The 22,826-nt window shown below is 43.4% G+C and carries 25 protein-coding genes; 15 read left to right on the top strand and 10 right to left on the bottom strand.

Going from position 1 to position 22,826, the window contains the following annotated elements; translation table 11 throughout:
• Nucleotides 1-5 precede the first annotated feature (5 nt).
• Complete coding sequence (locus H2R00_RS11185) at nt 6-1,202, top strand: cytochrome P450 (RefSeq protein WP_182069046.1); 1,197 nt, start codon at nt 6-8, stop codon at nt 1,200-1,202.
• A gap of 39 nt (nt 1,203-1,241) precedes the next feature.
• Here the strand turns inward: H2R00_RS11185 and H2R00_RS11180 are convergent, their stop codons facing one another.
• Entirely contained in the window at nt 1,242-2,072 is an 831-nt protein-coding gene (locus H2R00_RS11180) for an ion transporter (RefSeq protein ID WP_154994175.1), read from the bottom strand.
• 166 nt (nt 2,073-2,238) lie between these two features.
• Here H2R00_RS11180 and H2R00_RS11175 point away from each other — a divergent pair, with 166 nt between their 5' ends.
• Together H2R00_RS11175 and H2R00_RS11170 are read left to right on the top strand one after the other, a co-directional pair.
• Nucleotides 2,239-2,661 carry a MerR family transcriptional regulator gene (locus H2R00_RS11175; RefSeq protein ID WP_003179703.1) on the top strand — a complete coding sequence of 141 codons (423 nt, stop codon included), beginning with the start codon at nt 2,239-2,241 and terminating at the stop codon, nt 2,659-2,661.
• A gap of 59 nt (nt 2,662-2,720) precedes the next feature.
• On the top strand, nt 2,721-3,905 hold the full coding sequence (locus H2R00_RS11170; protein ID WP_182069044.1) for an MFS transporter: 1,185 nt from the start codon (nt 2,721-2,723) through the stop codon (nt 3,903-3,905).
• Nucleotides 3,906-3,947: 42 nt separating this feature from the next.
• Here H2R00_RS11170 and H2R00_RS11165 read toward each other — a convergent pair whose 3' ends face one another.
• The gene (locus tag H2R00_RS11165) at nt 3,948-5,504 is read right to left on the bottom strand and encodes an ABC-F family ATP-binding cassette domain-containing protein (protein WP_020450520.1); all 1,557 of its coding nucleotides are present in this window, start codon (nt 5,502-5,504) and stop codon (nt 3,948-3,950) included.
• 135 nt (nt 5,505-5,639) lie between these two features.
• On the opposite strand from H2R00_RS11165, the gene H2R00_RS11160 reads away from it, so the two are divergent.
• Nucleotides 5,640-6,770, top strand: coding sequence for a DEAD/DEAH box helicase (locus H2R00_RS11160; RefSeq protein ID WP_182069042.1), 1,131 nt, complete (start codon nt 5,640-5,642; stop codon nt 6,768-6,770).
• A 43-nt stretch (nt 6,771-6,813) separates the two neighbouring features.
• On the opposite strand, the gene H2R00_RS11155 is transcribed toward H2R00_RS11160, so the two are convergent.
• Together H2R00_RS11155 and H2R00_RS11150 are read right to left on the bottom strand one after the other, a co-directional pair.
• Nucleotides 6,814-7,836, bottom strand: coding sequence for an NADP-dependent oxidoreductase (locus tag H2R00_RS11155; protein ID WP_154994181.1), 1,023 nt, complete (start codon nt 7,834-7,836; stop codon nt 6,814-6,816).
• A 56-nt stretch (nt 7,837-7,892) separates the two neighbouring features.
• Complete coding sequence (locus H2R00_RS11150; RefSeq protein ID WP_182069040.1) at nt 7,893-8,276, bottom strand: YfmB family protein; 384 nt, start codon at nt 8,274-8,276, stop codon at nt 7,893-7,895.
• A 197-nt stretch (nt 8,277-8,473) separates the two neighbouring features.
• Here H2R00_RS11150 and H2R00_RS11145 point away from each other — a divergent pair, with 197 nt between their 5' ends.
• From H2R00_RS11145 to H2R00_RS11120, 6 genes are all read left to right on the top strand, one after another.
• Complete coding sequence (locus tag H2R00_RS11145) at nt 8,474-8,821, top strand: YflT domain-containing protein (protein WP_003179714.1); 348 nt, start codon at nt 8,474-8,476, stop codon at nt 8,819-8,821.
• Between the two features lie 111 nt (nt 8,822-8,932).
• Entirely contained in the window at nt 8,933-10,369 is a 1,437-nt protein-coding gene (locus tag H2R00_RS11140) for an anion permease (protein ID WP_182069039.1), read from the top strand.
• A gap of 292 nt (nt 10,370-10,661) precedes the next feature.
• Complete coding sequence (locus H2R00_RS11135; RefSeq protein ID WP_182069037.1) at nt 10,662-11,081, top strand: hypothetical protein; 420 nt, start codon at nt 10,662-10,664, stop codon at nt 11,079-11,081.
• A 7-nt stretch (nt 11,082-11,088) separates the two neighbouring features.
• Nucleotides 11,089-11,772, top strand: coding sequence for an ABC transporter ATP-binding protein (locus tag H2R00_RS11130; RefSeq protein ID WP_182069035.1), 684 nt, complete (start codon nt 11,089-11,091; stop codon nt 11,770-11,772).
• 12 nt (nt 11,773-11,784) lie between these two features.
• Nucleotides 11,785-14,343, top strand: coding sequence for an ABC transporter permease (locus H2R00_RS11125; RefSeq protein ID WP_182069033.1), 2,559 nt, complete (start codon nt 11,785-11,787; stop codon nt 14,341-14,343).
• A gap of 83 nt (nt 14,344-14,426) precedes the next feature.
• Nucleotides 14,427-15,005, top strand: a complete 579-nt coding sequence (locus H2R00_RS11120) for a VanZ family protein (RefSeq protein ID WP_182069031.1) — start codon at nt 14,427-14,429, stop codon at nt 15,003-15,005.
• Nucleotides 15,006-15,051: 46 nt separating this feature from the next.
• Here H2R00_RS11120 and H2R00_RS11115 read toward each other — a convergent pair whose 3' ends face one another.
• Nucleotides 15,052-15,834 carry an MBL fold metallo-hydrolase gene (locus tag H2R00_RS11115; protein ID WP_182069029.1) on the bottom strand — a complete coding sequence of 261 codons (783 nt, stop codon included), beginning with the start codon at nt 15,832-15,834 and terminating at the stop codon, nt 15,052-15,054.
• Between the two features lie 104 nt (nt 15,835-15,938).
• On the opposite strand from H2R00_RS11115, the gene H2R00_RS11110 reads away from it, so the two are divergent.
• From H2R00_RS11110 to H2R00_RS11095, 4 genes are all read left to right on the top strand, one after another.
• A complete protein-coding gene (locus tag H2R00_RS11110; protein ID WP_182069027.1) occupies nt 15,939-16,733 on the top strand; it encodes an MBL fold metallo-hydrolase in 795 nt (264 codons plus the stop codon).
• 207 nt (nt 16,734-16,940) lie between these two features.
• Nucleotides 16,941-18,584 carry a M14 family metallopeptidase gene (locus tag H2R00_RS11105; protein WP_154994196.1) on the top strand — a complete coding sequence of 548 codons (1,644 nt, stop codon included), beginning with the start codon at nt 16,941-16,943 and terminating at the stop codon, nt 18,582-18,584.
• Between the two features lie 128 nt (nt 18,585-18,712).
• Nucleotides 18,713-19,810: a nitric oxide synthase oxygenase gene (locus H2R00_RS11100; RefSeq protein ID WP_182069025.1), complete on the top strand. Its 1,098-nt coding sequence runs from the start codon at nt 18,713-18,715 to the stop codon at nt 19,808-19,810.
• A gap of 70 nt (nt 19,811-19,880) precedes the next feature.
• The gene (locus tag H2R00_RS11095; protein ID WP_244958226.1) at nt 19,881-20,222 is read left to right on the top strand and encodes a glycosyl hydrolase family 18 protein; all 342 of its coding nucleotides are present in this window, start codon (nt 19,881-19,883) and stop codon (nt 20,220-20,222) included.
• Nucleotides 20,223-20,265: 43 nt separating this feature from the next.
• On the opposite strand, the gene H2R00_RS11090 is transcribed toward H2R00_RS11095, so the two are convergent.
• From H2R00_RS11090 to H2R00_RS11080, 3 genes are all read right to left on the bottom strand, one after another.
• Nucleotides 20,266-20,904, bottom strand: coding sequence for an SdpI family protein (locus H2R00_RS11090; RefSeq protein ID WP_154994200.1), 639 nt, complete (start codon nt 20,902-20,904; stop codon nt 20,266-20,268).
• Complete coding sequence (locus H2R00_RS11085; protein ID WP_009329070.1) at nt 20,901-21,185, bottom strand: autorepressor SdpR family transcription factor; 285 nt, start codon at nt 21,183-21,185, stop codon at nt 20,901-20,903. Before H2R00_RS11085 ends, H2R00_RS11090 begins: the two co-directional genes overlap by 4 nt.
• 107 nt (nt 21,186-21,292) lie before the next feature.
• Nucleotides 21,293-21,565 (bottom strand): acylphosphatase, encoded by a 273-nt coding sequence (locus H2R00_RS11080; RefSeq protein ID WP_154994202.1) that lies wholly within the window; start codon nt 21,563-21,565, stop codon nt 21,293-21,295.
• Between the two features lie 111 nt (nt 21,566-21,676).
• Between H2R00_RS11080 and H2R00_RS11075 the strand changes: the two genes are divergently transcribed.
• The gene (locus H2R00_RS11075) at nt 21,677-22,327 is read left to right on the top strand and encodes an MOSC domain-containing protein (RefSeq protein ID WP_182069023.1); all 651 of its coding nucleotides are present in this window, start codon (nt 21,677-21,679) and stop codon (nt 22,325-22,327) included.
• Between the two features lie 40 nt (nt 22,328-22,367).
• On the opposite strand, the gene H2R00_RS11070 is transcribed toward H2R00_RS11075, so the two are convergent.
• Nucleotides 22,368-22,499 carry a DUF2639 domain-containing protein gene (locus H2R00_RS11070; RefSeq protein ID WP_003179731.1) on the bottom strand — a complete coding sequence of 44 codons (132 nt, stop codon included), beginning with the start codon at nt 22,497-22,499 and terminating at the stop codon, nt 22,368-22,370.
• 130 nt (nt 22,500-22,629) lie between these two features.
• The gene (locus H2R00_RS11065; protein WP_003179733.1) at nt 22,630-22,785 is read right to left on the bottom strand and encodes a hypothetical protein; all 156 of its coding nucleotides are present in this window, start codon (nt 22,783-22,785) and stop codon (nt 22,630-22,632) included.
• Nucleotides 22,786-22,826 lie beyond the last annotated feature (41 nt).

Here is a 22,826-nt window from a genome sequence, read left to right as displayed (position 1 = left end):
ATAACATGACGACAGAGCTGCACGAGGCAGGGCCGAGCCTGAAATCGGATTCGGATTTTTGGAGAAATCCATATTTGTTTTACGATAAGCTGCGGTCGGTTCATCCTGTATATAAAGGAACCGTTTTAAAGCATCCGGGCTGGTATGTCACCGGATATGAAGAAGCGGCGGCGGTTTTGAGGAACGCGGCATTTAAAAACCGCGTTCCTCTCCCTGAAGCTTCAACAAAATATGAACAACTTCAGCATTTGCAGCGGAATATGATGCTGTTTCAAAATGAGTCCAGCCATAAGCGGATGCGGACGATTGTCGGCAAAGAATTCATGCCGCAGAAGGCGGCAACTTTCCGTCCTGTTATAGAAGAAACCGTCCGTGAATTGCTCGATCAGCTTGAAAACAAGAAGTCGGCTGACATGGTATCCGAATTTGCCTTTCCTTTGGCAAGTCTTATCATTGCCGGGATGCTCGGCGTTCCCGCAAAGGAAAGATATCAATTCAGGCAATGGACGGCCGATCTCATTCAAACGATTGATTTGACCCGCACACGAAAAGTGCTGGCAAAAGGCGGGGATACCGTTGCCAAGCTGACGGCGTATTTTAAAGATTTGATTGAAAAGCGAAAAGCTCATCCTTCTGAAGACCTGATCAGCACACTCGCCGGTCATGAGCAGCTCGCCGAAGATGAAGTGCTTGCGACGTGCATCCTGCTTGTGATTGCCGGACATGAGACGACGGTCAACCTTTTGACGAACGGATTGTTTTTGCTCATGAACCATCCCGGCCAGCTCAGCGCACTGAAAGAAAATCCGCTGTTGATTGAGTCAGCCGTCGAAGAATGCTTGCGCTATGAAAGTCCGACGCAGCTGACAGCGCGCACCGCGTCAGAGGACTGTGAAATCAACGGGAAAGTGATAAAAAAAGGAGAGCACGTATACATCCTTTTAGGAGCCGCCAACCGCGATCCGAAGATATTTCAAAACCCGCATGTATATGACATCACGAGAAAACCGAATCCGCACCTTGCCTTTGGAGCCGGTACACACGTATGTTTAGGCTCAGCATTGGCGCGGCTCGAAGCACAAATTGCCATTCCCGCACTGTTGGAGCGGCTGCCTAAGTTGAAGCTCGCTTCATCAGACGTTCCATTTCGCAGGTTAATCGGCTTTAGATCGCTGGCCGAGCTGCCTGTTATCCTCAATTAAAGACGAAAAAGGGGGCTGGCATACAGATGCCGGCCCCTTTTAATCTTTCTTTTCATTTTGCGTGATATAGGTTTCCAGAAGTGTCTTTAATTCTTTGACTTCCGCCCGCAGTTCTTTGATTTCTTTTGTATCCTCTTTCAGCTCGCCTGTCTCATCTTCTATTTCCTGAGAAATTTTTTGTGCATTATTTACGATTTCCCCGACGATCAAGTTGATCATAATGAAAGTCGCAATGACGATAAATGAAACGAAATAGAGCCATGACCAGCCGCTCTCGGCAAAAATCGGCCTGAATATGCCGCTTGCCCACGATTCGAGCGTAAAGGTTTGAAACAGTGTCAGAAGGCTGAGCTGCAGATTGCCGAAGTATTCCGGCGCGATGGCAGAGAAGAACATCGTACCGATGACGGCGTACACGTAAAAAATGATGCTCATCAGGATAATGACGCTGCTGATGGTCGGAATCGCCATAAACAGCGCATTGACGATCCGTCTTAATGAGGGAACGGAAGTGATCGTCCGCAGCACCCGCAGCACCCGGAAGATACGGAGAACGCTGACGAAATTCGTATTGTAAAGAATCAAACTGCCGGCGACGATCACGAAGTCAAAAACGTTCCAGTTGTTTTTAAAAAAGTGCTGTTTTTGAACGAATAGTTTAAGAGAAAGTTCGATTACAAATATCGTTAAAAACAAGCAATCCACAATAAAAAATACTTTTTGATAAGGTTTAAAGAAAGCGTAAGTTTCCAAACCGATTGAGATGGCATTCAACACAATGACCGTCGTTATGAATGACTGAAACAGCCGGCTTTCAATCAATGCCGAAACCTTGCTTTGAACTGAGAATCGATTTTGATGAGTGTTCACTCTTGTTATTTGTCCTCCTGTTTTGATGTCCATTTCTATGATACGTTACAGCAGCAGGATGATGTCAAGTCAGTTCTTTTATTGTTGCATCGAAAAACTTAACGTTTACGTAAAAGTATAATAGTAGTATAATAGAAAAGAAGAAAAATCTCGGGGGGATATGGACGTGGAGTGGATGAAGATTGATCAAATGGCCAAGCGAAGCGGCCTGACGAAAAGAACGATCCGCTTTTACGAAGAAATCGGTCTGCTTTCTTCACCGAAGCGGACGGAAGGCGGTGTCCGTCTTTACTCTGAAGACGATCTTGAAGAGCTTGAAAGAGTGATCAGCGCGAAGGAAGTGCTGGGATTCTCGCTGCAGGAGCTCCAGCAGTTCATGGAAACGGGCAAGCACCTGGAAATGAATAAAGAAGGATACCTTTTATCACTGGACAAACGGGAACGAAAAGAAAAGCTTGAAGACATTCAGAGGATGCTGAATGAACAGATGAGAATGATTGATGAAAAGATTGAAAAATTTCAATCATTCAAGAAGCGCTTGGAGGGTATGCAGGCAAAAGCCGAGAATGCGCTTCAATCAATTGATTAAACAAGACAAACGCTATTTTTATAGCGTTTCTTTATTTGGAAAGAAAGGTTTGATAGATAATGAATGAACAACCACCTGAGAACTCAAGTATGTTTAAACAGCCAAAAGCGGTCTGGGCCGTGGCCTTTGCCTGCGTGATCTCGTTTATGGGGATCGGGCTTGTCGATCCGATTCTGCCGGCGATCGCCCGGCAGCTGCATGCTTCCCCCAGCCAGGTTTCGCTTTTATTTACAAGCTATCTGCTTGTCACAGGTTTTGCGATGCTTTTATCAGGCGCCGTATCGAGCCGGATTGGAGCAAAGCTGACGTTAATCAGCGGTTTGATCCTGATCATCGTCTTTGCAGGCCTGGGCGGGCTTTCGCATTCCATCTCTCAGCTCGTCGGTTTCCGCGGCGGCTGGGGACTCGGAAACGCCATGTTTATCTCCACTGCGCTTGCCGTCATTGTCAGCGTGGCATCAGGCGGAAGTGCAAAAGCCATCATTTTGTATGAGGCGGCTTTGGGATTGGGCATTTCGGTTGGACCGCTTGCCGGCGGAGAGCTTGGCACAATCTCGTGGAGAGCGCCGTTTTTCGGCGTATCGGTTTTAATGGCAGCTGCTCTTTTGGCCATCTTTTTTCTTTTGCCGCCTGTTCAAAAACCGCAGAAGAAAATATCCGTCAGCGCACCGCTCAAAGCGCTTCGTTATAAAGGGCTATTGACGCTTTCAGGAGCCGCATTCTTATATAATTTCGGTTTCTTCACCCTGCTTGCATATTCGCCGTTTGTTCTTAACTTAAATGAACGGGGCCTCGGCTATGTCTTTTTCGGCTGGGGGCTGTTTCTTGCAATCACTTCCGTTTTCATCGCTCCGGCCGTACAGCGGATCTTTGGAACCGTCCGTTCCCTGATCCTTCTGTTTATGCTGTTTGCAGCTGATTTGCTCGCGATCGGCATTTGGACGGAGCATATGGCGCTCGTCATCGGGGCGATCATCATTGCCGGTGGTATTCTGGGCATGATCAATACGATTTTGACAACAGCGGTGATGGAAGCTGCGCCTGTCGAACGGTCTGTCGCTTCATCTGCCTACAGCTCCATCCGGTTCATCGGCGGGGCCATTGCACCTTGGATCGCAGGTGTATTAGCCGATCATTTTACTGCGCATACTCCTTATTTTGCAGGATGCATCGCCGTGCTTGCCGGCATCGCCGTTTTGGCTGGAGGCCGCCGTTATTTGGCAGGCATCAAAGCCGGTCATTAATGAAAAAAGCTTGTTTCCCTAAAAGGAAACAAGCTTTTTTGTTTATAAAACTTTCGTTGTCCATGACTCGCAATTCCATGTTTCTGTCGCGATGTCCATATAGAATTCAGGTTCGTGAGAGATGAGCAGGACGGAGCCTTTGTATTCTTTCAAAGCTCTTTTTAATTCTTCTTTTGCTTCAACATCAAGGTGGTTTGTCGGTTCATCGAGTACAAGCAGGTTTGTTTCTGAATTGATAAGCTTGCATAGTCTGACTTTTGCTTTTTCCCCGCCGCTTAATACGGAAACCCTGCTTTCGATATGCTTTGTCGTCAGTCCGCACTTCGCCAGGGCCGCGCGGATTTCGTACTGTGTAAAGGACGGAAAGTCGTTCCACACTTCTTCTATGCATGTGTTGTTGTTGGTTTCTTTGACTTCCTGCTCGAAATAGCCGATATGAAGGTGTTCGCCGCGTTCGACTTCTCCCGACAGAGGTGAAATTTCCCCCAGGAGGCTTTTCAGCAATGTCGTTTTTCCGATGCCGTTGGCTCCGTACAGAGCGATTTTTTGTCCCCGCTCCATTCTCAAGTTCAGCGGGCGGGACAGCGGCTCATCATAGCCGATGACGAGCTCTTTCGTTTCAAAAATCAGCTTTCCGGATGTTCTTGCTTGTTTAAAGTGAAATTCAGGCTTCGGTTTTTCCGAAGGGAGCTCGATCATATCCATTTTATCGAGCTTTTTTTGTCGGGACATCGCCATATTTCTTGTGCTGACGCGCGCTTTGTTGCGGGCGACGAAGTCTTTCAGCTCTGAAATCTCCTGCTGCTGTTTCTTGTAGGCTGCTTCAAGCTGCTGTTTTTTCACTTCGTATACTTCGCGGAATTGGTTGTAGTCGCCGACATAGCGAGTCAGCTCCTGGTTTTCCACATGGTAGATCAGATTGATGACGCTGTTTAAAAACGGAATGTCGTGAGAAATCAAAATAAAGGCGTTCTCGTACTCCTGCAAATAGCGTTTCAGCCATTCGATATGCTGTTCGTCCAGATAGTTTGTCGGCTCATCGAGCAGCAGGATGTCGGGCTTTTCCAAGAGCAGTTTGGCAAGCAGCACCTTTGTCCGCTGGCCGCCGCTCAAATCCGCGACATCCCTGTCAAGGCCGAGATCGTTGAGCCCGAGGCCGCGGGCGATTTCTTCAACTTTTGCGTCAATCGCGTAAAAATCGTTGTTGGTCAGGGCGTCCTGGATCGTTCCGACTTCTTCGAGAAGCTTTTCAAGCTCATCGGGGTCGGCCTCGCCCATTTTTGTGTAGATGGCATTCATTTCTTCTTCCATCGCAAATAAATAATGGAAAGCGTTTCTCAGCACGTCGCGGATCGTTTGTCCGCGCTCAAGTGATGTATGCTGATCAAGATAGCCGACCCGGACCTTTTTGGACCATTCCACTTTTCCTTCGTCAGGCTCAAGTTTGCCTGTAATGATATTCATGAAGGTCGATTTTCCTTCGCCGTTTGCTCCAATGAGACCGACATGTTCGCCTTTCAGCAAGCGAAAGGATATATCATGAAAGATCGCCCGGTCGCCAAAACCGTGGCTCAGCTTTGTGACTGTAAGTAAACTCATGTTTTGCACCTCAAAATATAATCTGTATTCTATAAGATTATATCGAACTCAGAGGGAACAATAAAAGAAAAATTGCGCAGCCGCTTTTGTTTTGAGATACTAGGAGCAGAATCAACCTGATAAAAGGAGAAAAACATGACAGAAAGATGGCCATTTTTAAATAAAGCAAAACCGTTTATTCAAGAAAACTGGAAGGCATCGGGCTTTCAAGAGCCGACGAATGTCCAAAAAAACACAGTCGAACTGATTTTGGACGGGCGTGACGTGATCGCCGAGTCGCCGACTGGAACGGGCAAAACGCTCGCTTACGTCCTGCCGATTCTGGAAAAGCTGAAGGCGGATCAAAAGAACGTGCAAGCTGTGATTCTGGCTCCGTCCCGCGAGCTTGTCATGCAGATTTTTGATGTGATCGTCGAATGGAAAAAAGGCTCTGATATCAGGGCCGCTTCCCTGATCGGCGGCGCCAATGTCAAAAAGCAGCAGGAAAAGCTGAAAAAACACCCGCACATCATTGCGGGCACACCTGGACGGGTATTTGAGCTGATTAAAATGAAAAAGCTGAAAATGCACGAAGTGAAAATGATCGTCCTTGACGAAACCGATCACCTGCTTACACCGGAGCACCGCGGGACGATACAAAGCATCATCAAATCGACGCTCCGCGACAGGCAGCTCCTCTGTTTTTCGGCGACTTTAAAAGACGATGCCGAACGCGAGCTCCGCGGCATGACGACAGAAGCGGAAGTTCTCAGGATCAAGAGGTCGAAAGAAGAATCGGCAAAAGTCAAACATCAATTTCTCGTATGCGACCAGCGGGATAAGGTGAAAATCCTGCAGAAATTCTCGCGGCTTCCAGGCATGCAGGCGCTCGTCTTTGTCAAAGACATCGGCAATTTAAACGTATATGCCGAAAAGCTCAAATTTCATCATGTGGACATCGGCGTTCTTCACAGCGAGGCGAAAAAAATCGAGCGTGCAAAAACATTGCAGGCATTTGAGGCAGGCGAGTTCACACTGCTTCTTGCGACCGATATCGCAGCGCGCGGGATCGACATCGAAGATCTCCCTTATGTCATCCACGCCGATTTGCCAAACGTTGAAGGCTATATCCACAGGTCGGGAAGGACGGGAAGAGCGGGGAATGAAGGAACCGTGATCAGCCTTGTCAACCGCATTGAAGAGGAAAGGCTGAAAAAGCTGGCGAAGAAGCTTGAAATCACGCTTCAGCGGATCGTGTATGAAAGAGGACGGATTATTGAAAAATAAAGAAATTGGCCTGCCGCCGGCAGGCCAATTTTTGTATGAATGCTCAGGCATTTTCGGAATCGGCAACTTTGATCAGCTGTTTGCCGAGGTTTTTTCCTTCAAACAAGCCTAAAAATGCCTCAGGTATCCGCTCGAAACCTTCTGTTATCGTTTCCTCATATTGTAGCTGCCCGCTTTTTACCCATTCGGCAAGCTGTTTGGTTCCTTCAGGAAAGCGGTCCCGGTAATCGTTGACGACAAATCCCTTCATCAGGGCGCTTGATTTAATCAAAGCCGTTTGTACGCGCGGTCCCATATCATCTTCTGTGCTTTTGACGTTATAAGAAGAAATCGCCCCGCAGACCGGAATTCGTGCAAACTTATTGATCAGGGTGAAGACGGCATCTGAAATCGTGCCTCCGACGTTGTCAAAGTAAACATCGACACCGTCCGGACAAGCCTGTTCAAGCGCTGAAGCTATATTTTCCGTTGTTTTATAATTGATTGCTTCATCAAAACCGAGCTTTTCTTTTAAGTATGCCGTTTTTTCGTCAGAGCCCGCAATACCGACGACTCTCGCCCCTTTGATTTTGGCAATTTGTCCGACTGCGGAGCCGACAGCTCCGGCGGCTCCGGAGACAACAACCGTTTCACCGGCTTTTGGCTGTCCGATGTCCAAAAGCCCGAAATAAGCCGTCAAACCGGTCATGCCGAGAATCCCAAGAAAAGCGGTAACAGGCGCGAGGGACTGATCGATTTTCTGGAGATCGTCTTCGCGAACCGCTGAATACTCCTGCCAGCCCAAGCGGCCCAAAACAATATCCCCTTTTTTGAGCTTGTCTCCTTTTGCAGATATCACTTCGCCGATCACGCCCCCGGTGATCACTTCATCAAGTGGAAATGGCTCGACATAGGATTTCGTATCCTGCATTCTTCCCCTCATATAAGGGTCCACTGAGACATAGAGCGTTTTTACAAGCACTTCTCCGTTTTTTGCTTCCGGAATTTCCGTTTCTTTTATGCGAAAATCGTCCATAACAGGTATGCCCTGCGGACGTCTTGCGAGTTCAATTTGTTTTTGCGTCATGATGATTCCTCCTTTTACTTATAACTTATCACGTAAAAAAGAGGTTTAGCAAAAGATCAGCGAATTGCACAAAAGGTTTTCTTCAGCACAGAATCGGGCAGAAAAAGATGAAAAACATCAGCATTTCTTTCATTTAAAAGATATTGATTCGCATTTTCCCTTGAAAATTGAAACATGTCTTTTGTGATAAAAGGAAGCAATGACAGGAGATAAGAAGAGAGGAGGTCTTCGGTGCTGCTTGCCGTTCTCCTTTCTTCCGGATCGCCGATGTTCATGATGATTGAAAAGACGTAATCGATATTAATGCCGAATCGTCTGGCAGCAAATGATTCAAATCGATGAGTGTCAGCTTCTTGATGACCTTCTCTTGAAAAAATCTGCTTGACCAAATCGCTAATAATCCATGCGTTATATTGCTGTTCCGGTGAAAAATAATACACGCTTCAATCACCCCATCTAAAAAGCCTTGTCTATTTGTTAATGTACCTGAAATGTCAATCCTTTCAAACGTTTTATCTGAAAATTTATAACAATTGTAACATTGAAATGAAAATGTCATGACAGAGCATTCATTCGTTTAGGTGCGTGAACAAAGGGTAAGTCTTAAATACAACATGAAAAAAGGGAGGAGATTCATATGAAACCGGTAGTAAGACAATATACCAATGATGAAAAACTGATGAAGGATGTTGAGGAACTTAGGGAAATCGGAGTTGCTAGAGAAGATATTTACGTTCTATCACATGATGACGACCGTACTGAGAGACTTGCGGACAACGCGGATGCCAATACGATCGGAGCCGAAGAGACAGGCATTAAAAATGCCGTCGGCAATATCTTCAACAAAAAAGGGGACGAACTCCGCAATAAAATTCATGAGATCGGCTTTTCAAAACAGGAAGCAGAACAATTCGAGAAGCAGCTTGATGAAGGAAAAGTCCTTCTCTTCGTCACGGATCATGAAAAAGTGAAATCCTGGGTATAAATTGCAGACTGCCGACATGGTCGGCAGTTTTTTTAATAAAATAAAATTTGAATGATGGCTGGAAAGGAGTAGAATAATAACCGAAAACGATATGAATAGGAGGAAAAGGTTGTGGCTAAAGAAAAAGATGCAGAACAAAAATCAGCACTGAACATCATTCCTCTTGCGGTCACGATTTTAGTCGGAGCGGTTATTTGGTTTATTCCGTCGCCCGCCGGATTGGACCCGAAAGCATGGCACTTATTTGCAATCTTTGTGGCAACGATTATCGGCTTTATATCAAAACCGCTGCCGATGGGGGCAATCGCCGTATTCGCATTGGCGGTCACGGCGCTCACCGGAACGCTGTCGATTGAAGATACGCTCAGCGGGTTTGGAAACAAGACGATTTGGCTGATCGTCATTGCCTTTTTTATTTCACGGGGATTCATTAAAACCGGTTTAGGCGCGCGAATCGCTTATTTGTTTGTACGGATGTTCGGCAAAAAAACACTCGGACTCTCGTATTCACTCCTTGTCAGCGATTTGATTTTGTCGCCGGCAATCCCGAGTAATACCGCTCGGGCCGGGGGAATTATCTTTCCGATTATCCGTTCGTTATCCGAAACTTTTCAGTCGACGCCCAAGGACGGCACAGAACGGCGCATCGGCGCTTTCTTGCTGAAGGTGGGCTTTCAGGGGAACTTGATCACTTCAGCAATGTTCTTAACGGCTATGGCGGCAAACCCGCTGATTGCCAAACTTGCCCATGATGTGGCAGGTGTGAATCTGACCTGGACAAGCTGGGCTGTGGCGGCCATCGTCCCGGGACTTGTCAGCTTGATCATCACCCCGCTTGTCATTTATAAACTGTATCCGCCTGAGGTGAAAGAAACGCCTGATGCGGCGAAAATCGCAACAGAGAAGCTGAAAGAAATGGGCCCGTTCAAAAAATCGGAACTCTCGATGGTCGCGGTCTTTTTGCTCGTCCTTTTTTTATGGATTTTCGGCGGAAACCTGAAAATTGACGCGACAACAACGGCATTGATCGGTTTAGCCGTCCTGCTTTTGACACAGGTCCTGACATGGGACGATATTAAGAAAGAGCAAGGCGCATGGGATACGCTGACATGGTTTGCCGCGCTCGTCATGCTGGCGAGCTTCTTGAATGAACTCGGCATGGTCGGCTGGTTCAGCGACGCGATGAAATCGTATGTTTCAGGATTCTCCTGGGTCAGCGCATTTCTCATTTTAATTGGGGTTTACTATTATTCGCATTATTTCTTTGCGAGTGCAACCGCTCATATCAGCGCGATGTATTCGGCCTTTCTCGCCGTGATCATCGCAGCAGGCGCTCCGCCGCTCCTCGCAGCATTAAGCCTTGCGTTTTTCAGCAACCTTTTTGCTTCGACGACGCACTACGGAGCTGGAGCGGCTCCCGTCTTTTTCGGGGCCGGCTATATTCCGCAAAGCAAATGGTGGTCAATCGGCTTCATCTTGTCGATTGTTCATATTGTGACATGGCTTGTTGTCGGAGGTTTATGGTGGAAATTGTTGGGTATATGGTAAAATGAAGGGCAGGAGAGATCCTGTCCTTTTTTTATGTACATTTTGAAGCTGTTGATTTGAAATTCCACACTTTGCGGGTTGAAAGTCGTATTTAAATTAAAAGCTCTGGAATTAGCCTCTCTATCATAATATATCCGTTTTATATTAATCATTTCTTTTGAAACAAATGATGGATATAAAAATCCAATTTATGTATTGACTTATATTATTTTTAATATTAACCTAATATATGACAGATCTGTTTTTGATTGGACAATCAAAAAAGAAGATAAAAAGGAAGAGGGGATTATTTATGAAAAGGTTATTAAAGAGAAAGAAAATATTAGTTACTTTCTCTGTTGTAGCTTTGGTCTTCATTTTCGGCTTTAGCACGGTGAGTTTAGCTTATAATGAGCCATATTCTTTCAATATTCGATCAGCAGTAACTGGAGAAGCTAAGCATAAACTAAGCAATAAATCTACCACTATAACTGCTAATGCAAGAACTATTAAGGCTGAAACTGGTGAAACTCTGTCACAAACTCATAAATATACTGTCACAATTAGCAAAGGAGTATTTACTAGCTACAGTACTGGTAGACTAACCACTGGAAAAAGTTATAGCAAAAATGTTGGAAAAGTGGCTAAAGGAACTTACAGAGTTAATGTTACGAAGCACACATATTCAGATTACGGAATTAATATAAAAGGTGGAGGAAGGATTAAACAATAGGAATATTATGAGACAAGATAATAGAATTATAATATCGACAAATCAAGTAACAAAATCATATGGAGAGGGTGCTTCATTATTTAATGCGTTGCACCCTACTACTCTTTCTATAAGCAAGGGTTCAATTAATGTAATCTTAGGGAAAAGTGGATCAGGTAAAACAACTTTGCTGAGTCTTCTTGGTGGCATGGAGGAACCTACCAACGGCCATGTGTGGTTTAAACAGCAAAATTTTTACAAATTAAAGGATTTTGAACAAGCTAATATTAGAGGTAATAATTTCGGTTTTATTTTTCAAAATTATCATTTGATTCCTGAAATTTCAGTGTTTGATAATATTATCCTGCCACTAATGATTAATAAAAAGAAAAAAGACATTTCGAACATTAAAAAAATGACAAATATTTTAGGGATTGGGCACAAGTTGAAATCCTTTCCTTCCCAACTGTCAGGTGGTCAGCAACAAAGAGTTGCTATTGCAAGAGCAATGGCAAATGATCCAGAAATTATTTTTGCGGACGAGCCTACTGGTAATCTAGACCAAAAAAACGCAAAAAAAGTTATTGAACTTTTAGTTTCTTTATGCAAAGAATTTGATAAAACATTAGTGATTGTTACACACGAAGAGAACTTGATAGAGAGGCCAGATCAGCTTTTTTTAATTGAAGATGGACGAGTCAAAACTTTATAAAGGTGTTGAAATATGTTTTGGGTTAAATTAGCTTTTAAGTCGTTGTTCCAAAGAAGAAAAATATCTTATTTAATGGTTTTAATAATCTCTATATCAATGGTCTTTCTTATTATGGTGAACAGCGCTACAGAAGAAATTCTGAAATACACAAAAGAAAAGGCCTATGAAAAATATGGTGAGCATCATGCTATAATTAACAATCTCAATGAAAAGGAGTTCAAAGAGTTAAAAGGAATACATAGTGTAAAAAAAGGAGGAGGAATTTTTTTAGTTGGTTACACTGAAGATTTTAATGAATCTTCAGTCGGAGCATCTATTGGATGGTTTGACAAAAGTGCTTTAGAATTAGGGCATATACATATTTTACATGGGAGGATGCCTGTACACAAAAATGAGATTGCCATTGAATCATTTTTAACTGACTCTTTTAAAACGAATGACGTTATTGGAGCGGATGTTAAATTAAAAATAGGTGCTGTTGAGGAAGTTTATCAAATAGTAGGTATTGTGAATAACTATTCCTCAAATTGGTCTACTCCAATAAATATAGAAAAAGGAAAGAATACATATCCAAATATTTTTATAAGTCCGACAAAATTTAATGCAGATAAGCACATTGATATACAAAATAGCTTTATTTTTTCACTTCAAAATGAAAATGTAGAAAAGATCGAACAAGAAATAAATGAAAATTTCGAGCAACATTTGTCTAGCCCTGAACAATTATATGAAAATGAGCATCTTTTTAATGAAGGATATAAAAACTATAATAGGATTTTCTATATATGTTTATTTTTTTCGATCATTCTAATATTTGGTTCGTTGTGTTGCTGTTTTCGAATATTTGAGGTGTTCTATCAGAATTACCGACAAAAAATTGCGATACTGAGATCCCATGGAGCAAAAAAAAATCATATAAGGCTTCTTGTTTTTTTTCAGAGTACCATTATTGTTTTAGTGAGTTTCTTAATATCTTTTCCTGTTGGGGTGTACTTGAAAAAGATATTAAATTATCAAACATATCGTACTGAAAACTACAGTTCTTCACCTCTGTTGGAATCTACTCTTTTCGTCACGATTTGGCTCACCTTATTATTTTTTTCATTATGTATAACAGCACTAATTGTAACGGAAAAAATAAACAAAGAAACAATTCATACGAATTTAAAAGGGAATCCGTTTATAGCAAAAGGATACCGTGTTTATCAATTTATAGAAAAGTTTCCTTTTAAAATGAAGTCTTTGGTGATTCAACTTACGTTTCGATGGAAATCTTCTATATTATTTATTGTTATACTGTCTTTCTCGATCATGATTTTTTTCTTTACCCAGTTAATAGCCGATGAAACAATTGAAAAATCCGAAGAAACAACACCGGATTTTATACTTTCATCTAAGCAACTGACTGCTGAGGAACATGTAAATGGCTATATTATCGAAACCAATCAATCTGTTTCTTTTGATTATAAAAGTGTAGAAGATCTTCAACGCTTGCCAGGAGTTGTTTATATTGATAAAGTTCCAAACTCACTAGGGAGCACCTTGCTCCTAACCAAACAACAACTTTCACCCAAAATTAAATCTTGGATAAGTACCTATAAGCCGGAAAATATAAATGTTGAAATATCTGAGGACACAATTGATAATTTAGTACCAAATAATCTTATACCTATTCCTAACGTGAATTTTGTATTAGTGAATGACAGTGAACTTAAACATCTCCAACGCATGTATAGTTTTGATGAAAGTTCCGTGAGGAAAGTGAAAAAATCAAGATCAGCCTTTATTTTCTTTCCTGAAATAAATCAAAAAGAAATGAATAATAAAATTATAAATGGAGACGAAGTGAAAATCGGCAGGATTGAATATTCTGATGAAAAAAAACCAAAATTTGAAAATTGGGATTTGAAAGTAGAACGAATTATCTTGTCTCCTTACTTGATGAAAAAAAATCAGATTTCCCAAGAACGTGAGGGAATTACAGTTTTAATTTATGAAGAAATGGCTAAAAAAATTGGGGTTTTTGATGGCTATAAAGAGTTGACAATATATACTGACCATTCAATTTCTAAACAAAAAAAGAAGGGGATTATTAATAAGACGAAACAAATGGTTTCCTCAATTCCTGGAAGTCTGTATTATTCAGAAACAGAAGATAATAAGAGACTTGAGTCAATTTCTAATTATCTTTCCATACTTGGGTCTGTGTTATTTGCGGTTACTGCATTTTACTCTGTTTTAACATTGGCTGCAACAATGTATTCTAGAATCATTCAAAGAAAAGCTGAAATTGCAATTAATCGGGCCTTTGGAAAAAGTGTCACAGCAGTCTTGAAAGACCTAATAATTGAAATGACTATCTATTTAATATTAGCTTTTCTTTTAAGCGGAACAATAATTCTTTTTCTTACATTATCAATGCCTGAAAACCATAATATTTATGATTATTTCAAATATTATTTTTATTCAGTTACTTTCACAAGTACTTTATCTTTGGTTTCACTATCTTTCTTATTTTTTGTCTTGAAAAAAATAAGTATTTCTGACGCTTTAAAAACTAAGGAAGAATAGTTTGGTAATTAGTGTTTATGAGCTATGGTGAAAATCAACAAAACTTGTTAGTATAGTGACTAAAAATAAAGGTGTGAATTTTAATGTTTTGGTCAGTTGATTTCATGCTGCTCGGTTTCATGTATGCAATCGTCTACTTTTTGTACGACATTGTGAAAAACCGAAAAAAGACAAGTTTGTTTAGAAAAATGGTGTTTGCCAGTTTTATTGTTTATTTGAGCGTTGTTTATCACTATACGATAGGCGGAATCAACATTCCGCCGCAGCCGGCATACGCTCAAATGAACATTCAGCTCATTCCGTTTTATTTTGTCGCTGAATGGGTGCAAATGTATCAGCAGAGCGGATTTGATTGGTTTTTCTGGAATTCCGTCAAGCTTACATTTTTTAATGTTTTATTGCTCATTCCTTTAGGTGTGTATCTTTCCGTTCTATGGAGAAAAATTTCGCTTAAAAAGGCTGCAGTTTTTGTTTTTTTGACGAGCTTTTTGATTGAGAGTCTCCAGCTTGTGCTATCTGTGACTGGATTAATAATGGCGAGAACCTTTAATGTGGACGATTTAATTTTAAATACGGCCGGCGGTGTAATAGGTTTTTGTCTGACGTCTTTCATGTTTGGAGCTAAAGGATCAGGTTCCCGCAGGAAAGGTCTGCATTTTTGAGGAAAGCGAGAAAGATGGTTCCCGGCCGGGCAATCATCTTTTTTAGTTAAAACTGAAAGCTCAGGCTCTTAAATCGGTGCATGCCTGTGCCATGCTTTGCCAGACCATGCTTCTTCAAATGCTGGGCCGCATGCCCGGCTTCCTGCAAAATGTCGGGATCAAGGCCAAGCTGATGATGCCCGCCGAAAACCTTTTTTACGCGCTCGATAGCCGAAACTTTTTCAAGCGACTGAACCAGTTGAGCCGGATCAGTCGTCGGATAGAATGCATAGATGGGAGCTCCGGTATACAGCAGATCGCCGGTAAACAAGTAGCCTGACGCTGGATCAAAGATGCAAATATGCCCCGGGGAGTGTCCAGGCGTATGATAAATAACAAGCGGCCTTGAATCGCAGCCGACCGTATCGCCGTCTTGCAACGTTCCCGACGGTTTGCCTCTGAACGGGGTGTATGTCTCAGGGGAAAAGCCGGCCGGAACAGGCTTGGTGATATCTCGCGAGACATCACGGCGAATTTGCTCAATCGAAAGCCCTTTGATTCCGTCAGTCAGCCATTCTTTCTCAGCTTCATGAACGTAAATGCGCTGATATTCACCGTGGCTTCCGATGTGATCCCAATGGACATGGGTTGTGATGACGCTCACCGGCAGATCGGTCAGACCGTCCGTTACCGTCTTCATGCTGCCGATGCCAAGACCTGTATCAATTAAAACGGCTTCCTTCACCCCAATAAGCAAATAAGAGTGTACATTTTCCCAATGCCCGTATTCGCTGATCGCATATGTGCATTCATCAAGCTTTGTCACAGTAAACCACTGATCATCTGCCATTGGTTTGTCCCTCCTTCATTTTTTCAAAGGTGCTCATCGATGCATATCCTCCAGTCAAATGTGCAAAGTAATAAAATATATGATAAGTGAGTGTGGTGAATATAATGAGTGATCCTTACATGCCTTTGACGTCCATCAACAGCGGGGTCTTGGAGGAGTATGCCGAAGGTGTATTCGGTTTGACGGTGCAAATCGTCAATGTGTATTTTGTTTTCGATCCTAATTCGCGGGAAGCCGTTTTAATCGATGCCGGAATGCCCAAGTCCGCTCCATTTATTTTAAGAGAGGCGAAGGAGCGTTTCGGCGATTTTCGGCTAAAAGCAATCGTTTTGACGCATGGACATTTCGACCATGTCGGCGCTTTGGAAGATCTTCTCGAAACATGGCAGGTTCCAGTTTACGCCCATGAGAAAGAAATGCCTTATTTAACGGGAAAAGCCGATTATCCGCCTGCCAAACCGCAAGTAAAAAGCGGGCTGGTTGCAAAGATGTCTCCGTTATTTCCGAGGCACTCCATCAACATTTCGTCCCATGTAAAGCAGCTAAATGAAGATGGTTCGCTTCCATTTCTGGAAGGATGGAAATGGGTTGAGACGCCGGGCCATACACCGGGGCATGTTTCGCTTTTCCGGCAGTCGGACAGAACTTTGATCGCAGGAGACGCCGTTACAACTGTTGAGCAGGAGTCTCTATTTGAAGTGGCGATTCAAAAGCAGGAGCTGAACGGACCGCCGGCTTATTTCACAATGGACTGGACAAAAGCGGCAGAATCGGTTCGGAAGCTGGCAGGATTAAAACCGGCTGCATTGTTGACAGGACACGGTGTACCGATGAAAGGAAGCGATTTTTCTGAAGAGCTCCTTGATCTGTCAGACCGCTTGCCCGCTTCTGATTCGTAAAATGCCATATGCTGCCCTTAAAACATTCAGCCAGGCTGAATGTTTTTTTATAGGGAAAAACTAACTATTTACATGTGATGATGGCCATCCATCGTTCTATATTCCGGATGTTGATGTGTACCAAAGGAATCATTTTCTGAAATTTTAGACAAAAAAGGCTGATATTTCATTTATAATGCAGGTATGCCTGAAAGGAGCTGAGAAAAGATGAAAATTCAAAAAAGGGTCCAAGCTTTGCTGGCAGCTTCAGCAATGTTTGCAGGACTGATGCTGTCCGATGCGGTACACGCTGCGGAAACCCCTTACTATGGAAAGAACTATACTCAGCCAGAGCAAGTGTCATCATTATATCCGGAGCCGGAAGAAACATTCTCAACCCCTGCTTTTGTGAAAGAAGGGGAAGCCTTTACGACACAAGAAGAAATGATGAAGTTTATAACCAGTCTGACAAAGAAAAGCCCGAATGTCAAAATCGGGAATATCGGTTTTTCAATTGAAAAAAGAAATATTCCCGTGCTCTACTTCACAAAGGACAAGCAGATACGTTCCATATCAAAAAAACCGACCGTCTGGCTGCAAGGACAGATACACGGAAATGAGCCGGCAGCGGGAGAATCGGCCCTGGCGATTGCTGAAAAACTGGCTGGACCGTATGGCGACAAAGTGTTGGACAAGATCAATGTTATCGTCGTTCCGCGGGTCAATCCTGACGGCTCGTATCAGTTTAACAGACGGCTGGCGAGCGGAATCGACGGAAACAGGGATCATGTCAAGCTCGAATCTCCAGAAGTCCGCGCCATTCATCAAGAATTCAACAAGTATTCGCCTGAAGTCGTTATCGATGCCCATGAATACGGTGTCGGCCAAAACGAATTTCAAAGCATAGGCGAAAAAGGGTCATTAAAATACCATGATATTTTAATTTTATCAGGAAAAAATTTAAACATTCCCGAATCGATCAGGCATGCGTCTGACAGCCTTTATGTGAACGGTGTCAGAGCTAAACTTGATGAAAAAGGATTTTCTAATGATGCGTATTATACGACAGGAAAAAGCAAGGACGGAAAAATCGAAATCTATGAAGGCGGTACAGAAGCGAGAATCGGGCGTAATGCATTCGCCCTCCAGCCTGCCCTTTCTTTCCTGGTGGAAAGCAGGGGGATAGACATCGGACGCGAAAATTTTGCAAGAAGAGTCGCGGCTCAGGTTGCTACGCATGAGACGATCATCGACACGACAGTAAAGCATGCAACCGAGATCAAGCGCCTTGTTGCCAAAGAAAAATTAAAGCTGATTCAAAACGGTGCAAAAGTGAGCGATAAAGATCAAGTAGTGATCAACAGTGAGTTCGCAGGCCCGTTTAAAGACACGCTGAAAGTCGCTGATATCGCTTCTGGACAAGCAGTTGACGTTCCTGTCCAGTTTTACAGCGCCTCAGAGGCCGTTCCTGTGCTGTCAAGAACTCGGCCGAGCGCTTACCTTGTCCTTCCGGGCCATCAAGATATCGAACAGAAGCTGAAAGATCAAGGTTTAAAAAGCGTGACACTGCCTTTCAAGCAAAAGCTCACCGCTGAAGCTTATGAGGTTTTATCGAAAGAAACAGCGGGAGAATCTGAGGGCCGGCCTGTGATCAAGGTGGAAACGAAGCTCAAAAAACAGAAAAAAGAGTTTCCAAAAGGAACAAAAATCTATTTTACAGCACAGCCGCAAAGCAATCTGCTGTCGATCGCACTTGAGCCGGAATCGGTTGACAGTTATGTGAGCACGGGTTACATCCCTTCTCAAATAGGCAAAGAGCTGCCGGTTTACCGCTTTATGCTGAACACAAAAACGCTTAACATTAAGGAATAATCATCAGGCATCCGTCTTTGACGGATGCTTTTTAGCGGTTTTTTGTCTTTTCATACATAATGGTTTTAAACTGAGATCGAAACCTATACAATAAATATCAGTCTGAAATCTGGAAGGAGAGAATCCGGTTGGAATCACATGAAGAATTATGGAGGGAAGCCAAGACCTTCATTGAGCTCTGCTACGGGGAACTGTCGAAGTCCGAAGAAGAAACAAGGATGCGCTTACATAAAATAGACGAAGAAATCAGAGAAACCGGAAGCTATACACATACATTAGAAGAAATCGAACATGGCGCCAGAATGGCGTGGAGAAACAGCAGCCGCTGCATCGGCAGGCTGTTTTGGCACTCTCTTACTGTCATCGATCAAAGAGGCGTTCAAACCGAGGCAGAGGTGCGGGATGCGCTTTTTCGCCATATTCAGCTTGCGACAAACGAAGGGAAAATCAGGCCGTTCATTACGGTTTTCCCCCCGGAACAAAACGGACAAAAAAAAGTGTCCATTTGGAACCATCAGCTCATCAGGTATGCAGGGTATGAAACAGAGCAAGGTGTCATCGGCGATCCGGCGTCATTGGAACTGACAAAAGCGTGTGAAGCGCTCGGCTGGAAAGGCGAAGGTACGCCTTTTGACGTTTTGCCGCTTGTTTTTCAAATAGATGGCTGTCCCCCTGTGTGGTATGAGCTGCCTCGTGAAATCGTCAAAGAGGTCCGGATTGAACATCCGGAGATCGAGGGCTTCAAAAGTTTGAGGCTGAAGTGGTACGGTGTGCCGATTATAGCCGATATGAAGCTCGAGGTCGGAGGGATTCATTATAATGCCGCCCCGTTTAACGGCTGGTATATGGGAACAGAAATCGGAGCACGCAACCTCGCGGATACAGACCGCTATAATGTGCTCGGAAAAGTGGCAACCATTATGGGACTTGACACGGAGCGGAATACTTCGCTGTGGAAAGACAAGGCGCTTGTTGAATTAAATACTGCGGTGCTTCACTCCTATAAAAAAGCCGGCGTCAGCATCGTTGACCACCATACTGCCGCAAGCCAATTCAAGCGGTTCGAGGAGCAGGAGGCTGAAGCGGGAAGGGAGCTTTCAGCAAGCTGGACGTGGCTGATTCCGCCGTTATCGCCAGCAGCGACACATATCTTCCACAGCTACTATGAAAATAAAACGCTTAAACCGAATTATTTTTATCAGGAAAAGCCTTATTTGAACGATTGAGAGGATCAATGGAGCGAGCCGGGATCTGTTGCCGGAATGAACTGGATCAAAAAGCTCATTAGCATATGCGGTGAAAACGATCAAAGCCGATAAAGTTATCATGGGCATCCCCTCATACGGGAATGATTGGGACTTAACATCCCGAAAGAACAGCAAATTGAAGCAGTGGAACGACATTCAGGCGCTTAAGAAAAAAGTGAAAGCTAAGCCTGTATACGATAAAAGGTCGGGTTCGATGAGATTTTCTTATACAGATCAACACCAGCACTGCCATGTCGTTTGGTATGAAGATGAAAAAACGATTGCAGCGAAGAGTCGCCTGGCCATGCGATATAAAATCGCAGGCGTTTCCGTTTACTCGATGGGACATGTATCGGCCGCTTTTTGGCAGGCGGTGCGGAAGGGAATATAATAAAGGCTCCAAATCGGAGCCTTCTTTTTCATTTATTCTCATGTCAGCTTTTCATATTGATTTCTTTCCGGTACAAAACATAAGAATAAATATAGGGTGCGAAAACCGCTGCCAAAATAACCGGAAGCATGATTTCTGGACTGATTGTTAACAACCCGTCCGCAGCTATTAAAAGTCCTGCCAAAGTAAATACTTTTGCCGCAAATCTGTGGGTTTTTTTCCAGATTGAATCGCTGCTCAATGTCCAAGGGTTTTTGATCCCGAAAAAAAAGTTGGAGCGGATTCTCGGGAGGTAATTGCCTATGACGATGAATAGAGCGCCTACAAGAACCGGCACGATGCTGCCCGCCGGCAGGTCATACCCGAGCCCGGTCATGATAACAAGCACGTTGATCAGAGAAAATATAAGCAGCATGGCATTGATGAGAATGTAATAAGTCTTCGAAAAAAGCTGATAGTTTTTTCTGCGCGGATCGATTTTTGGCGTTAAGAACATCAACACATACACAAAAACGAGCAGCCCGGTCATGATAAGCATTGCTTCCATTTTTGAAGCATAACTGTCGACTTCTCCCGAAAATGACCAATGAATTGGAACTTGATCGGAAATGTGCGGATAAGCGATGGCCCACATGATTAGATTCATGGCGATTATAGCGAGCGAAAAGATGTGTTTTCTCATTTTGCATCCCCTTTATCTTTGCCGGCTTGTTCAGTAAAACTGAAAGCCCAGCCGATGATTTCTTGAAACATTGTAGTGTTTAGCGAGTAGATGATGTATTGGCCTTTTTTTTCATCTTGAATTAATTCGGCCTGTTTTAAAATTTTTAAATGCTGAGAAATACTTGGTTTAGACATTTGAAACTGGTCAGAAATTTCACCGGCGGTCATATCCCGGTCCTTCAGCAGGTTCAAAATCTTTCTTCTCGTCGGATCAGCTAGAGCTTTAAAGGTTTGATTCATATTCAGCATCCTTAGAATTCAGTATTTAGTTATTTAACTAAATACTAAAATAAAAGAGACATTTAGTCAAGATCCATTAAAAAAATCCGCCATCTCTGGCGGATTTCTCAATAGCTGATATTAAACTTTTGGAATCCGTTAATCTCTTTGGATTCTTCCACATTCACGTCCGTTACTTTTGAGAAGGGACTTCCTTTTTGAATTGCTTTTAAAAATTGCTTCAGGCTTTCCTCAGGTCCCTCGGCGCGAATTTCAACTGTGCCGTTGTCGCGGTTCCGGACCCAGCCGGTCAATTTGTGTTTATCTGCTTCCATTTGAACAAAATAGCGAAATCCCACGCCCTGAACGCGTCCGTCTACAATGATTCTGTATTGAAGCATCGAGAACACCCCTTTTCTTTTATGCTACCATATTTCCCATTTTGAGATCATGGGATAGACATGCTTCGAATGAATCGTTAAAATATGAAAATAAAGGAAGGGCGTGAGGTTTTGGAAAATCAGGAGTATGAAATTTTATCTATTCATGTAGGCCGTCCGCGTACATACGAATTCGACGGCAAACAGGTGGAAACGGCAATCGTAAAGGAGCCTGTCGGCGGACCTGTATATTTGAGCCGTACGAATTTTGAAGGGGACGGGCAGGCAGATCTGATTCACCACGGGGGAGAGGATAAAGCGGTTTGCGTCTATCCGGCGGATCACTATATGTATTGGGAAAGCGTCTTGAAGCGGAAGCTGCCAGAGGCGGCATTTGGAGAAAACGTGACGGTTAAAGGGCTGACCGAAAAGGATGTGTGCATCGGCGATATCTTCAAGCTGGGGGAGGCTCTTGTTCAAGTCAGCCAGCCGCGCCAGCCTTGTTTCAAGCTTGCCAAACGGCTGAATCAAAAAGATATGGTGCTAAAAGTGAGGGACACTGGGTACAGCGGATTCTATTTCAGGGTTCTCGAAGAAGGAATTGTTGCGCCCGATTCCCGGCTGCAGCTCGTTTCAAGAGATGCGCATGAAGCCACGGTATCGTACGCCAATCATTTGATGTATCATGACAGAGGCAATCACCCCGCCATTCGGAAGATCCTTGAGGTTGAAGCGCTGTCGGAAAGCTGGAGAAGCTCATTTTTAAAGCAGCTGAGCGCATAAAAACAAGCCGTGTCCGAAGAGGAACACGGCTTTAACATGTTTATTTTTTGACGCTTTCAAGCAGGTTGGCCAAAAAGTGTTTTTTATAGCTTTGAAGCTTTCTTCCTTCATACTTCGTCATTCCCAGCTTTTTCAGTTCTTCTACATACCAGCCTTTGCTTCCGTAATGCATGGCAGAAAACTCCCTTCTATATTTCGATGCAATTGGCATTCTAACATCTATAGAAAAACGCTGAAAAGGGATAGGCGGCAATTTTTAAAAACTGAGTCTTTCGTCGTAGTTTGGAAGTTTGAGACAGGCGTCAGCCGTGTGTCAAACTGGTGACGATCATCACAATGATCGCGATGCTGAGAACGATTCCGATATATTTTAAGAAGCCGTTCTTTTTTTTATGAGCATATACGATTAACAGGATGCTCTCGATGAAAAAGATCAGCCCGATGATGGCAAACAGCATGCGGTAAAGCTCCTTTCGGCACAGTTTGTCTTTTATTTTAG

The sequence above is a fragment of the Bacillus haynesii genome (genome assembly GCF_014042035.1).
GTDB classification, from domain to species: domain Bacteria; phylum Bacillota; class Bacilli; order Bacillales; family Bacillaceae; genus Bacillus; species Bacillus haynesii.
Note: the sequence above shows the minus strand (reverse complement) of the source record. Positions and strands in the feature narration are given on the sequence as shown.

Excerpts from the sequence above, each read along its gene's own strand:
- H2R00_RS11145 (WP_003179714.1), top strand. The coding sequence starts at position 8,474 with ATGAAACCGGTAGTAAGACAATATACCAATGATGAAAAACTGATGAAG.
- H2R00_RS11090 (WP_154994200.1), bottom strand. The coding sequence starts at position 20,904 with ATGAGAAAACACATCTTTTCGCTCGCTATAATCGCCATGAATCTAATC.
- H2R00_RS11135 (WP_182069037.1), top strand. The coding sequence starts at position 10,662 with ATGAAAAGGTTATTAAAGAGAAAGAAAATATTAGTTACTTTCTCTGTT.
- H2R00_RS11170 (WP_182069044.1), top strand. The coding sequence starts at position 2,721 with ATGAATGAACAACCACCTGAGAACTCAAGTATGTTTAAACAGCCAAAA.
- H2R00_RS11125 (WP_182069033.1), top strand. The coding sequence starts at position 11,785 with ATGTTTTGGGTTAAATTAGCTTTTAAGTCGTTGTTCCAAAGAAGAAAA.
- H2R00_RS11080 (WP_154994202.1), bottom strand. The coding sequence starts at position 21,565 with ATGCTTCAATACAGAATCATTGTAGACGGACGCGTTCAGGGCGTGGGA.
- H2R00_RS11160 (WP_182069042.1), top strand. The coding sequence starts at position 5,640 with ATGACAGAAAGATGGCCATTTTTAAATAAAGCAAAACCGTTTATTCAA.
- H2R00_RS11185 (WP_182069046.1), top strand. The coding sequence starts at position 6 with ATGACGACAGAGCTGCACGAGGCAGGGCCGAGCCTGAAATCGGATTCG.
- H2R00_RS11110 (WP_182069027.1), top strand. The coding sequence starts at position 15,939 with ATGAGTGATCCTTACATGCCTTTGACGTCCATCAACAGCGGGGTCTTG.
- H2R00_RS11115 (WP_182069029.1), bottom strand. The coding sequence starts at position 15,834 with ATGGCAGATGATCAGTGGTTTACTGTGACAAAGCTTGATGAATGCACA.
- H2R00_RS11065 (WP_003179733.1), bottom strand. The coding sequence starts at position 22,785 with ATGCTGTTTGCCATCATCGGGCTGATCTTTTTCATCGAGAGCATCCTG.
- H2R00_RS11165 (WP_020450520.1), bottom strand. The coding sequence starts at position 5,504 with ATGAGTTTACTTACAGTCACAAAGCTGAGCCACGGTTTTGGCGACCGG.
- H2R00_RS11085 (WP_009329070.1), bottom strand. The coding sequence starts at position 21,185 with ATGAATCAAACCTTTAAAGCTCTAGCTGATCCGACGAGAAGAAAGATT.
- H2R00_RS11130 (WP_182069035.1), top strand. The coding sequence starts at position 11,089 with ATGAGACAAGATAATAGAATTATAATATCGACAAATCAAGTAACAAAA.
- H2R00_RS11070 (WP_003179731.1), bottom strand. The coding sequence starts at position 22,499 with ATGCATTACGGAAGCAAAGGCTGGTATGTAGAAGAACTGAAAAAGCTG.
- H2R00_RS11120 (WP_182069031.1), top strand. The coding sequence starts at position 14,427 with ATGTTTTGGTCAGTTGATTTCATGCTGCTCGGTTTCATGTATGCAATC.
- H2R00_RS11105 (WP_154994196.1), top strand. The coding sequence starts at position 16,941 with ATGAAAATTCAAAAAAGGGTCCAAGCTTTGCTGGCAGCTTCAGCAATG.
- H2R00_RS11155 (WP_154994181.1), bottom strand. The coding sequence starts at position 7,836 with ATGACGCAAAAACAAATTGAACTCGCAAGACGTCCGCAGGGCATACCT.